8 protein-coding genes are annotated in these 12,787 nt (G+C 64.5%); 1 reads left to right on the top strand and 7 read right to left on the bottom strand.

Features of this window, described 5'->3' with window-relative positions; all coding sequences use genetic code 11:
- Positions 1–67: 67 nt before the first annotated feature.
- Positions 68–292, bottom strand: a complete 225-nt coding sequence (locus GIW02_RS25935; RefSeq protein WP_236419011.1) for a DUF465 domain-containing protein — start codon at positions 290–292, stop codon at positions 68–70.
- A gap of 174 nt (positions 293–466) precedes the next feature.
- Between GIW02_RS25935 and tkt the strand changes: the two genes are divergently transcribed.
- Entirely contained in the window at positions 467–2,530 is a 2,064-nt protein-coding gene (gene tkt / locus GIW02_RS25930) for a transketolase (protein WP_236419010.1), read from the top strand.
- A gap of 65 nt (positions 2,531–2,595) precedes the next feature.
- Here tkt and GIW02_RS25925 read toward each other — a convergent pair whose 3' ends face one another.
- The 6 genes from GIW02_RS25925 to lexA form a co-directional block, all read right to left on the bottom strand.
- Positions 2,596–5,118, bottom strand: a complete 2,523-nt coding sequence (locus GIW02_RS25925) for an excinuclease ABC subunit UvrA (RefSeq protein WP_236422179.1) — start codon at positions 5,116–5,118, stop codon at positions 2,596–2,598.
- Positions 5,115–6,827 carry an ATP-binding protein gene (locus GIW02_RS25920; RefSeq protein WP_236422178.1) on the bottom strand — a complete coding sequence of 571 codons (1,713 nt, stop codon included), beginning with the start codon at positions 6,825–6,827 and terminating at the stop codon, positions 5,115–5,117. Before GIW02_RS25920 ends, GIW02_RS25925 begins: the two co-directional genes overlap by 4 nt.
- 126 nt (positions 6,828–6,953) lie before the next feature.
- Positions 6,954–10,046, bottom strand: coding sequence for an error-prone DNA polymerase (locus GIW02_RS25915; protein WP_236419277.1), 3,093 nt, complete (start codon positions 10,044–10,046; stop codon positions 6,954–6,956).
- The gene (locus GIW02_RS25910) at positions 10,022–11,434 is read right to left on the bottom strand and encodes a Y-family DNA polymerase (protein WP_236419279.1); all 1,413 of its coding nucleotides are present in this window, start codon (positions 11,432–11,434) and stop codon (positions 10,022–10,024) included. Before GIW02_RS25910 ends, GIW02_RS25915 begins: the two co-directional genes overlap by 25 nt.
- 7 nt (positions 11,435–11,441) lie before the next feature.
- Complete coding sequence (gene imuA / locus GIW02_RS25905; protein WP_236419282.1) at positions 11,442–12,056, bottom strand: translesion DNA synthesis-associated protein ImuA; 615 nt, start codon at positions 12,054–12,056, stop codon at positions 11,442–11,444.
- A complete protein-coding gene (gene lexA / locus GIW02_RS25900) occupies positions 12,056–12,673 on the bottom strand; it encodes a transcriptional repressor LexA (RefSeq protein ID WP_236419284.1) in 618 nt (205 codons plus the stop codon). Before lexA ends, imuA begins: the two co-directional genes overlap by 1 nt.
- Positions 12,674–12,787 lie beyond the last annotated feature (114 nt).

Here is a 12,787-nt window from a genome sequence, read left to right as displayed (position 1 = left end):
GCTAAAAGCGCCGTGTCTCTCAGATAAATCTGAACAAATATGACGACTGCTTTGTAGGACCGTCCCTTTACCCCAATCGCCCCACAATCTCATCTTTGACCAACAAGCGCTTTTTCTTGAGTTTCTCCACATCCTCATCGCTGGCACTGGCCGATTCCGCCTTGAGCACCAGCGCGTCGGCAGCGTCGTATTGAGTGAGCAGCGAGTCCAGGCGTTTGTCGCTTGCCCTGCGTTCGTGAACGACTTCCTTGCTCAACCCCAAATCCTGATACAGGTCGTGTTTCACTGGCATGGCGTACCTCCGCATGTTGATCAATGGCTTACGCCCTTGAAGCTAGACCATTGCAGGGGGTCTTGTCATGTTTGAAGCGTGCGCTTCCCGTTCGTCGCGCTATGGCCGATAGGATCAAACCTTTGCCGCGCCCTGCCCTCCACTGTAGATCGTCACTCACGGGGGACCGGTTTCATGACTCACGCTGCCACTGCTGTCGACACCCAATGCATCAACACCCTTCGCACCCTGGCGATGGACGCCGTGCAGAAGGCCAACTCCGGCCACCCAGGTACGCCCATGGGCCTGGCGCCGGTGGGGTATACGCTGTGGAGCCGCTTCCTGCGTTACCACCCCATGCATCCCGACTGGCCCAACCGTGACCGTTTTGTGCTGTCGGTGGGGCATGCGTCGATGCTGCTCTACTCGCTGCTGCACCTGGCCGGGGTGATCGAGATCGATGCCCACGGCAAACGCTCCGGGCAACCGGCGATCAGCCTGGACGGTATCAAGCAGTTCCGGCAGATGGGCTCCAAGACGCCGGGCCATCCCGAGTACCGCATGACCACAGGCGTCGAAACCACCACCGGCCCCCTCGGCCAAGGCTGTGCCAACAGTGTGGGCATGGCGATGGCCGAGCGCTGGTTGGGCCAACGTTTCAACCGCGACGGTAAGGTGCTGTTCGATTACAACGTCTACACCCTGTGCGGCGACGGCGACATGATGGAGGGCATCAGCAGCGAAGCAGCGTCGATGGCCGGGCACTTGAAGCTGGATAACCTGTGCTGGATCTACGACAACAACACCATCAGCATCGAGGGGCACACCGAGCTGGCGTTCAGTGAAGACGTGATCAAGCGCTTCCAGGCCTACGGCTGGCACACGCTGCATGTCACCGACGCCAATGATTTGCAGGCCCTGAGCGCCGCCCTGCAGACGTTCCAGGCGAACACCGGCGCGCCGACCCTGATTGTGGTCGACAGCGTGATCGGCTACGGCTCGCCCCACAAGCACAACACGGCCGCCGCCCATGGTGAGCCGTTGGGTGACGAGGAAATCCGCTTGACCAAGGCCGCGTACGGCTGGCCCGAGGATTCCAGCTTCCTGGTGCCCGATGAGGCGCGCACGGTGTTGCGTGATGCGCTACTGGAGCGCAGCCAGCCGCTGTATCAACACTGGACCGAGCACCTGTCGCAGCTTGAGCAGTACGAGCCGGAACTGGCCGACGAACTGCGCCGCATGCGCGCAGGCGAAATGCCCGAGCATTGGCAGGACGACCTGCCCAGCTTCGACACCGACGCCAAAGGCGTGGCCAGCCGCGCCGCCGGGGGCGAAGTGTTGAATGCATTCGCCCGCCAGATCCCGTGGCTGCTGGGTGGCTCGGCGGACTTGTCGCCATCGACCAAGACCAACCTCACCTTTGACGGCGCCGGGCGTTTCAGCGCGGACGACTACAGCGGGCGCAACCTGCACTTTGGCATCCGTGAGCACGCCATGGGCGCGATTGCCAATGGCATGGCGCTGTCCTACCTGCGGCCCTATACCTCGACCTTCCTGGTGTTCAGCGACTACATGAAACCGCCGATCCGCCTCGCGGCGATCATGGAGTTGCCGGTGGTGTTCGTGTTCACCCATGACTCGATCGGCGTCGGTGAAGATGGGCCGACACACCAGCCCATCGAGCATCTGACCCAACTGCGCGCCACACCGGGGTTGCTGACCCTGCGCCCGGGCGATGCCAACGAAACCCTGGAACTGTGGAAGGTCGCCCTGGCGCAAACCCATCGGCCGAGTTGCCTGGTGTTGTCACGCCAGCCGCTGCCGACGCTTGATCGAAGCCGATATGCCGCGGCATCCGGCGCAGCCAAGGGCGCCTATGTGTTGGCGGGTGCACGCGATGCCAAAGTCCTGCTGTTGGCGACCGGCAGCGAAGTGAGCCTGGCGGTGGCGGCCTACGAACAGTTGGAGCGCGAAGGGATTAGCGCGCAAGTCGTGTCGATGCCCAGTTGGGAATTGTTCGAAGACCAGGACCAGGCCTACCGCGACAGCGTATTGCCGCCAGCAGTGAAAGCGCGGGTGGTGGTGGAACAGGCCGGCCCCCTGGGATGGGACCGCTACGTCGGGCAGACCGGCGCCAAAGTGGTGATGAACAGCTTCGGGGCATCGGCGCCGTTGGCCAAGTTGCAGGCGCAGTTCGGGTTTACTGTGGAGAATGTGGTGAAGCAGGCCAAGCAACAGATTCAACTGACTAAAACATAATAAATGTGGGAGGGGCGGTGCGACGATTCGACTTGCCCCCTCCCACATTTGAACTAAGTTGCCTGTTAGATCAGCTCTCTGGCCAGAAACGGCGCAGTACGGCTGGTTTTACTCTTGGCAACTTTCTGCGGCGTACCACACGCCACCACCTTCCCGCCCAAATCCCCCGCCCCTGGGCCGATATCGATCACCCAGTCACTCTGCGCCACCACGCGCATTTCGTGCTCCACCACAACCACTGTGTGCCCCGCGTCCACCAAGTGATTGAGCTGGCTGAGCAAGCGGTCGACATCTCTTGGGTGCAAGCCGGTGGTGGGTTCGTCCAGCACATAGAGTGTGGCGCCGCGGGCATTGCGTTGCAGCTCGGTGGCCAGCTTGATGCGCTGCGCCTCGCCGCCGGAGAGTTCCGTCGCAGGCTGGCCAAGGCGCAGGTAGCCCAAGCCGATATCCCGCAACACCTGCAGCGAGCGCAGTACGCCAGGCTGCTCGGCGAACACCTCCACCGCCTGCTCCACCGTAAGCCCGAGCACCTGGGCGATGCTCAGGCCCTGCCACTTGATCGCAAGGGTTTCGGGGTTGTAACGCGCGCCGTGGCAGGTCGGGCATGGCGCGTACACGCTGGGCATGAACAGCAACTCGACGCTGACAAACCCCTCGCCTTCGCAGTTCGGGCAGCGGCCCTTGGCGACGTTGAAAGAGAATTGCCCGGCGTCGTAATGGCGCTTTTTGGCCGCCGGGGTGGCGGCGAACAGTTTGCGCACGTTGTCGAACAAGCCGGTGTAGGTCGCCAGGTTGGAGCGTGGCGTGCGGCCGATGGGTTTCTGGTCCACCTGCACCAGCCGGCGAATCTGCTCCAGGCCCGCGCTGATGCGCCCGCCGCTGGTTTGCGGGGCGTCGTCTTCCAAACTCGGAGCTTCGTCGCTGTCTGCCACCCGGCTGCCGAGGCCGCTGCCAACCAGCTCCAACAGCGCCTGGCTGACGAGGCTGGACTTGCCCGAGCCGGAAATCCCGGTGACGGCCGTAAAGCAGCCCAGCGCAAAGTCCACGTCCAGGCCCTTAAGGTTATTGCGCGTTACGCCTTGCAGCTTGAGCCAGCCGCTGGGTTGACGTTGCGGCGGATTCAACGGGCGCCGCTCGGCAAACAGGTAGTCGCGCGTCTGCGAGGCCTCGACCTTGGCCAGGCCCGCTGGCGGCCCGCTGTACAGCACTTGCCCGCCATGCTCGCCGGCGGCCGGGCCCACGTCGATCAGCCAGTCGGCGCGGCGCATGGTTTCCAGGTCATGCTCCACCACAAACAATGAATTGCCGGCGGCTTTCAACCGCTCGAGGGCGGTGAACAGCGCTTCGCCATCCGCCGGGTGCAGCCCCGCCGACGGCTCATCCAGCACGTAGATCACGCCAAACAGTTGTGAACCCAGTTGCGTGGCCAGGCGCAGGCGCTGCAGCTCGCCCGACGACAAGGTCGGGGTACTGCGCTCCAGGGACAGGTAGCCCAGGCCCAACTCGGTCAAGGTACTGACCCGCTCAAGCAGGTCCTGGGCGATGCGTTGGGCGGCCAGGCGCTTTTCCACCGACAGTTTCATCTTGTCCTGCCCCGCCGCGACCGGGCGCAGCACCTCGGCCAATTGCGTCAGCGAGCGTTGCGACAACTCGCCGATATCCAGCCCGGCGAACTTCACCGACAACGCCGCCTTGGTCAGGCGCTTGCCCTCGCACACCGGGCAGGCGCTGCCCTGCATGAACTGCGAGACGCGCTTTTTCATCAGCGCGCTTTGTGTATGGGTGAAGGTGTGCAGGATATAGCGCCGCGCACCGCTGAAGGTGCCCTGGTAACTCGGCTCCACCTTGCGTTTGAGCGCATCGCGGGTTTGGGCCGGGGTGAAACCGGCGTACACCGGCACGGTGGGGGTTTCTTCGGTGAAGAGGATCCAGTCGCGCTGCTTTTTTGGCAGGTCGCGCCAGGGGATGTCGACGTCATAGCCCAGCGTCACGAGGATGTCGCGCAGGTTCTGCCCCTGCCACGCCAACGGCCACGCCGCCACCGCACGCTGGCGGATGGTCAGGGAGGGGTCCGGCACCATCAGTGCTTCGGTCACTTCATACACGCGGCCCAGGCCATGGCAGTGTGGGCACGCGCCCTGGGGCAGGTTCGGTGAAAAGTCCTCGGCATACAGCATCGCCTGCCCCGCCGGGTAGCTGCCCGCGCGGGAGTACAGCATGCGGATCAAGCTCGACAAGGTCGTCACGCTGCCCACCGACGAGCGCGCACTTGGCGTGCCGCGCTGTTGTTGCAGGGCGACGGCCGGCGGCAGGCCTTCGATGCTGTCCACATCGGGCACGCCCACCTGGTCGATCAGCCGTCGCGCATAGGGGGCCACGGACTCGAAATAGCGGCGCTGGGCCTCGGCATACACGGTGGAGAACGCCAGGGAAGATTTACCCGAGCCGGACACCCCGGTGAACACCACCAAGGCATCCCGGGGAATGTCCACATCGACGTTACGCAGGTTATGTTCGCGGGCGCCGCGCACGCGGACGAAGCCTGGGCGCTGGGCAGTGATCGGCGGGATGTTGCGCTGTGACGTCATGGGCAACCTTGGTGGGCTGAGAGCACGCTACGCACCCGTTGTGTCAGGGCTTCGAGGCTGTAGGGCTTGCTCAACAAATGAATGTCGGGGCTGAGCAGGTGATTGTTGGAAAGAATGTCGCGGGTATGCCCGGAGGTGAACAGCACCGCCACCGGAGGTGACTGCGCATGGGCCCAGTCGGCGAGGTCGGTGCTCTTGATGCGCCCGGGCATTACCACGTCGGTGAAGATCAGCTCCGGTATCAGGCCGGCTTGCAGCTTGGACATGGCCTGGTCGCCGTCCTCGGCGGTGATCACCGTATAGCCCGACTGCTCGAGCACTTCCACCACGGTCAGGCGCACGCCTTCATTGTCTTCGACCACCAGGATGGTTTCCTGCCCGCCCAACGGCGCCACAGGCTCGGCCGGCACCTCCAGGCTTTCTTCGCCCAGGCTGCGGGGGAAATACAATTGCACCACGGTGCCCTGGCCGACTTCGCTGCTGACCTCTACATGCCCACCGCTTTGGCGCACAAACCCGAACACCATGCTCAAGCCCAGGCCGGTACCATGGCCATCGCGCTTGGTGGTAAAAAACGGCTCGAACACCTTCGCGCGAATCGCCGGCGGCATGCCCACCCCGGTGTCGGTCACCGCCAGGCGCACGTACTCGCCGGGGCTTACGCTTTTGCCCACGCAATCGTCAGGGTTGAGGATGATGTTCTCGCCGCTGATGCGAATCACACCCTCGCCCTTCATGGCATCGCGGGCATTGATTGCCAGGTTGAGCAGCGCATTTTCCAGCTGGTTACGGTCGACGTTGATGCACCACGACTCCTTGGGCAACTGCACATCGATATGAATGGTTTCGCCCAGCGCCCGCTGCAGCAACTCACCGAGCCCGGCATAGATACGCTGCGGGTTGTACACCGCCGGCGACAACGGCTGGCGGCGCGCGAAGGCCAGCAGTTGCGCCGACAGCTTGGCGCCGCGCTCCACGGCCGCGATGGCCGCACTGACACGGCGCTGGACCTGGGCATTGTCCGGCTCGTGACGGGCCAGCAAATGCAGGTTGCCGGAGATCACTTGCAGCAGGTTATTGAAGTCGTGGGCCACGCCGCCGGTCAGGCCGCCGATGGCTTCAAGCTTCTGGGACTGGCGTAACTGATCTTCGGCCGCGGAACGCGCCTGCACTTCGGCGGCCACGCGTTGCTCCAGGTTATGGGTGAGTTCCTGGCGCAGTCGCTCGGAGGTCACATGCTCGGTGGTCTCGGTAACGATCACCAGGACCCCGGCGGGCTGCTGGTGATCGTCCGCCACCGGACTGTAGGAAAGGTCCATCCAGACTTCTTCCGGCTGACCATTGCGCAGCAATTCCAGTGGAAAGTTGCGGTAGGACAAGGTGCCGCCCGCCAGGCAGGTGTCCAGCACATGCCGGTTGAAATCGGCCACTTCCGGCCAGCCCAGCTCCACGGGGGTGCCCAGCAAATAAGGATGCCGACCACCGGCAAAGACGGAATAGCTGTCGTTGTAAATCATGTGCCCTGCCTGCCCCCAGAGCATCACCATGGGCATGGGCGAGGCCAACAGCATCTGCACGGCACTGCTGAGGCTGCAGGACCACTTGTCGATTGGCCCCAACTCGGTCGACGCCCAGTCGAAGGCGCGAATTCGCTGGGCCATTTCACCGCCCCAGCCTTCGCAACCGTGGGTATTGGATAAAAATTGCATGGTCGGCTCTTGACGAACAGAAGCGTGAGTGGACGGCGCTTTAGCACTGATAACAGCTTGGAGCCCTGCGCACATGAAACGTTTCATTGCATATAACTTATCCGCAAACCCGTGGGCAACGCCTGCTCAGTGAAAATCCCGGCTGCGCACGTTGATGCCTTCCAACAGCGGCGTCAGGTCGGTGAGCCGCCCGGCGATCAGGTGGCGCACCTCGCCCACCGCTTCCCAGCGCCCGTCCACTTTGAGCAGCCGCGAGCCCACCAGTGCCTGGCGCTGGCGTTCGGCCAGGTCGCGCCAGACCACCACATTGAGGTTGCCGAATTCATCCTCCAGGGTCACAAATGTGACGCCGCTGGCGGTGCCCGGGCGCTGTCGGCCGGTGACCAAGCCCGCCACGCTGACATTGCGCCCATGCTCCACCGCCATCAGCTCCTGAGAGCTGCGGCAACGCCGCCTGCGCAGTTCATCGCGCAATAACGCCAACGGATGCGGGCCGAGGGTGGTGCCGAGCATCGCGTAGTCGGCCTGCAAGTCTTCGCCCACCGTGGGGGACGGCAGCGCCACCACGGCTTCGTCGGGGCTGGGCAGGCCTGCGAACAAGCCCAGCTGCTTATGCACCCCGGCCACTTCCCAGCGCGCCGCGTGTCGATTGCCGGCCAGCGCGCGCAAGGCACCGGCATCCGCCAGCAATGCCTGGGCGCGGGCGTCCAGCCCGGCGCGTTGGTCCAGATCGGCAATGTCACTGAACACCTGGCGTTGGCGCGCCACTTCGATACGCCGCCCATCCTCTTCGCGAAACCCCGTGATCATCCGCAGCCCCAGGCGAATGGCCGGCTGCTCGCCGTCGATGGGCTCCAGGCTGCAATCCCAGTCGCTGGCCAACACATCCACCGGGCGAATCTGCAAGTGATGGCGCCGCGCATCCTGCAGGATCTGATCCGGGCTGTAGAACCCCATGGGCCAGCTGTTGATCAGTGCACAGGCAAAAGCCGCCGGCTCATGGCATTTGAGCCAGCAACTGGCGTAGGTCAGCAAGGCAAAACTGGCCGCGTGGGATTCGGGGAAGCCATAGCTGCCAAACCCCTTGATCTGCTCGAAGATCTGCGCGGCAAATGCCTCGCTGTAGCCGTTTTTCAGCATGCCGCTGCGCAGGCGCTGCTGGTGCGGCTCCAGGCCACCATGGCGTTTCCAGGCGGCCATGGAGCGGCGCAACTGGTCTGCCTCGCCAGGCCCGTAGTCAGCGGCGACCATGGCGATCTGCATCACCTGCTCCTGGAACAGCGGGATGCCCAGGGTGCGTTCCAGCACCACTTTCAATTGCGGAGAAGGATAAGTGGTTTCCTCTTCGTTGTTCCGCCGCCGCAGATACGGGTGCACCATGCCGCCCTGGATCGGCCCGGGCCGCACGATGGCGACTTCGATCACCAGGTCATAAAACGTTTGCGGCTTGAGCCTGGGCAACATCGACATCTGCGCGCGCGACTCGATCTGGAACACGCCAATCGTGTCGGCCTTGCTGATCATCGCGTAAGTCGCCGGGTCTTCCTTGGGGATCGTCGCCAGGGCCAGGTCGCGGTTGCGATGGCGGCGCAGCAAGTCGAAACAGCGCCGGATCGCGCTGAGCATGCCCAGGGCCAGGATATCCACCTTGAGCAAGCCCACGGCGTCGAGGTCGTCCTTGTCCCATTGGATAATGGTGCGTTCGGCCATGGCGGCGTTCTCCACCGGCACCAAGGTGTCCAGCGGGTATTCGGAAATCACGAAGCCGCCGGGGTGCTGGGACAGGTGCCGGGGAAAGCCGATCAGTTGCTCGGTCAACGTGAGCACGCGGCGCAGGACCGGGCTTTGCGGGTCGAAGCCACCTTCACGCAGGCGCTCCAGCGGCGGCGCATCGTCACTCCAGCGCCCGCAGCATTCGGCCAGGGCGTTGATCTGGTCCGGCGGCAGGCCGAGGGCCTTGGCCACGTCGCGCACCGCACCCGCCGCGTGGTAACTGCTGACCACCGCCGTCAACGCTGCGCGGGTGCGGCCGTAACGCTGGAACACGTACTGCAGCACTTCTTCGCGGCGCTCGTGTTCGAAATCGACGTCGATGTCCGGCGGCTCGTTACGCTCTTTGGACAAGAAACGCTCGAACAACATACTCGTCCGGCTCGGGTCGATCTCGGTGATGCCCAAGGCAAAACACACCGCCGAGTTGGCCGCCGAGCCCCGGCCCTGGCACAGGATCGAACGGCTGCGGGCGAAGCTCACGATGTCATGCACCGTGAGGAAATAACTTTCGTAGCCCAGCTCGCTGATCAGCGCCAACTCCTTGTCGATCTGCTGCAAGGTCTGCGCATCGAGCCCCTTGGGCCAGCGCTGGGCGATGCCTTGCTGGGTCACGTGGCGCAACCAGGACTGGGCGTCATGGCCGGCGGGCACCAGCTCACGCGGGTAGTGGTAACGCAGCTGGCTGAGGTCGAAGGTGCAGCGTTGCGCAATCGCCAGGGTTTCGTCGCGCAGCGCGGTCGGGTACAGCGCAGCCAGAGCGTCGAGACTGCGCAAATGCCGCTCGCCGTTGGGGTGCAGGCGCGTGCCGGCCTGTGCCACCGGCACGTGATGGCGGATCGCGGTCATGGTGTCTTGCAGGGCCCGGCGGCCGCGCGCATGCATATGCACATCGCCGCAGGCCACCGCCGGGATTTGCAGCTGGGTGGCCAGTTGCAGGCGCTGCTGCAAATAGTGCGCGTCGTCCTGACCGCAGTGCAAATGCACGGCCAGCCACAGGCGCCCGGCGAAGGTACGGCGCAGCCATTGGATCGAGGCTTGGGTGTCTGTGTCTTCGGCCACCCAGAGCGCCAGCAGGCCGGGCAGCGGCTGTTCGAAGTCTTCCTGCAACAGGCGATAACTGCCCTTCTCGGCACGGCGCCGGGCCAGGGTAATCAAGCGGCACAGGTGTTGGTAGCCGCTCAGGTTCTCTACCAGCAGGACCAGTTTCGGGCCGTTTTCGATGCGCATTTCGCTGCCGATAATCAGCGGCAGCTCCACCGCCTTGGCGGCTTGCCAGGCCCGCACGATGCCCGCCAAGGTGCATTCATCGGTGATCGCCAGGGCGCTGTAGCCTTGGCGCTTGGCCCGTTCGAACAACTCCAGCGCACTGGAGGCGCCGCGCTGGAAACTGAAATTGGACAGGCAATGCAGCTCGGCGTAGCTCATGCAAACCAGCCTTGCAGCCACAGCCCGTCGTGTTGCCCAACGCTGCGGTAAGCCCAGCCTTGCTGGCCGGCGCGGGTCTGGATCAGGTAATAGTCGCGGCGCACATCGGCACCATCCCACCAGCCAGACTCGATGCGTTCCGGGCCCATCAGAATCTGCACGCTCTGCTCGGCCAGCAAGGTCGGTTCATTGAGCAGCCAACCGGGGCGCTGCACCTTGCTCAAGGTTGGGCACGCCTGGCTGTCGGCCGCCGCTTGCCAGGCGCATTCGGGGCGATGGTCGGCATGAAATCGCAGGCCTTGCACGGCCTCATCGCCAAGACGGGCGCGCAGGCGTTCGCGCAGTTGCGCCCAGGGCAAGGTCTGTTGTGGACGGTCGTCGAACAGGTCCTGACGTTGCGGCACGAACACCGGCAAGTCCTGCGCCACCAGGCGCAAGCCACGCACCGGCGCGGTGACTTGTACCTGCTCCAGGCGCCCACGGGCCAGTTCGAACAGCATTGCCGGCTCGCGCTCGGCACTGAGCAGGCCGACTTTGATCACACTGTCCGGCGCCTGGGCATGTTCCAGGTGCAGGTCGAAACGCTGCACGCCACTGTCGCGACCGCAGAGAAAAGCCGACAAGTCGCCAGTTAAGCGACGCAAGGGAAACAGCAACGCCTGATGAGATTGCACGTCAAAATTCAACTCGATGCGTGCATCAAACTGGTCCGGCGGCTGATAGAACGCCAAGGCCAATGGGCGCTGCCCGGTCAACGCGTCCAGGTGTTTGAGCAACGCGGCGTCAAAGCGTCGGGCCAGGGTATGCCGGGGCAACGCCTGCACCTGGGCCAGGCTGCGCAGGCCCATGCGCGCCAAGGCCGTGGCGGCCTGCGGCTCCAGCCCGGCGCGGTCGATGGGCAGCGGCGCGAGGGCCTGCAGCAAGGTCTCATCGCCGACGGCCAGGCCATCATGGATATTCGCCAACATACGTGCAGCCGCCGGGTTCGGCGCCGCGACGATACGATGGCGAAACCCCAGCTCGGTCAACTCCTCGCGCAAGCGCGCCTCGAACTGCGGCCAGGGCCCGAACAGGCCCAGGCTCGATTCGATCTCGAACAGCAAGGCACGCGGGTAATACACACTGACCTGGGAGCTGAAACGGTAGGCCCAGGCCGCGAGAAATTGCTGCCAGCGCTCGATGTCCGCGGGGTCGTATTCGGCGCAGGTAAAGCTCTTGGTCAGGGCATGCGCCGCCGTCAGCGATTGACCGGGGCGCAGGCCCAAAGCCCGCGCGGCTGCATTGACGGTTTGCAGCACGCGCCGCTGCGGCGTACCGGCCAGCAGCGCCAAGGGCTGATTTGGATCAGGGTGCAAGCGCTGCACCCCGTCCAGCGCCAATTGCGGGAACACAATACATACCCAGCGCATGGCAACCTCAGTGCCCCGCCAGCGCAATCGGCGCCGGGTGGGCCAGGCCGCCCCGGCATTTGAGCACCCGCACCTGGGCAGGCCTGGCCTCGACCGCCAGGCGCAAGGCGGCGGGCGATGGATTGATCGCTTCGGCCAGTGCGCGCCAGGCAAACGCCAGGGTCTGCCCGGTTTCCGCCGCCACCTGCAAGCGCCGCAGCGCGCGGTCATCGGCCTTGCGCGGCCAACACAGCACCGCGCCGCAACTGCCCGAGCGCAGGCATTGCTCCACCGCCCACAACGCATCGCGGTCCTCGGCCTGCACCACCGACAATTGGCGCAAATCCACCCCGGCGTTCTGCCAGGCATGGGGATACGGCGTATAGGGCGGCGCCACCAGCACAATGCGCTCCCCTGCCGCTGACAACCGCGCAAGGGTCGGCAGCACCAGTTGCAACTCGCCCACGCCTTCCTTGGCCATCAGGATTTCACTCAAGGCCGCCTCCGGCCAGCCGCCCGTGGGCAGCACCGCATCCAGCGCCGCCAGCCCGGTGGGGTGCACGTTGGCCGGCGGCGCGGCAGGCCGGCCCTTCCAGACGCGGCCGCCATTGAACAGCGTATCCAACGCAACCACGGCGCCCATCAGCCTTGCCTCACCAGGCCGCAGAACACGCCTTCGATGGCCAGGTCCTGGTCGGGCCCCACCACGATAGGCTGGTACGCGGGGTTACGCGGCAGCAGGCGTACATGGCTGCCGTTGCGCTCGAAGCGCTTGATGGTGACTTCACCGTCCAGGCGCGCCACCACAATCTGCCCGTTCAAGGCCTCGGCAGTGCGGCGTACGCCTACCAGGTCGCCATCGAGGATACCGTCTTCGATCATCGAATCGCCCTGTACCCGCAACAGGTAGTCCGGGGTTTTCGCGAAAGTGGCGGGGTCCAGTTGCAAGCGATTGTGCACCTCGGCATCGGCGCCGATGGGCAGGCCGGCGGCGACGCGGCCAAGCACGGGAACATCCAGCCATTCCGGGCGGGTCGGTTGATTGAGCAGGCGAATACCACGCGCCTGGTTGGGGTTGACCTCGATAAAGCCGGCTTCGGTCAGCGCGACCACGTGCTTGCGGGCAACGCTGCGCGAGGCAAAGCCGAACGCCTCGGCGATCTCGGCGAGGCTGGGGGGCTGACCTTGCTGCGCGATACGGTCGCGAATAAAGGTCAGGATGGCGGTACGGCGGGGAGTCAGGGTCGTCATGGAGTACATTTGTACTCCCGTGGGAATTTTCTGACAATAGCCGGTAGTCGGGGGAGAAGATCAAAAGAACAGAAACGCCCTACTTGACTGCGGGATAAGCACTACAGACCCCACCTGTAAACC

This window comes from Pseudomonas syringae, from assembly GCF_021606685.1.
Taxonomy (GTDB): Bacteria; Pseudomonadota; Gammaproteobacteria; order Pseudomonadales; family Pseudomonadaceae; genus Aquipseudomonas; species Aquipseudomonas syringae_R.
This window is presented reverse-complemented; position numbering and strand designations above follow the sequence as displayed.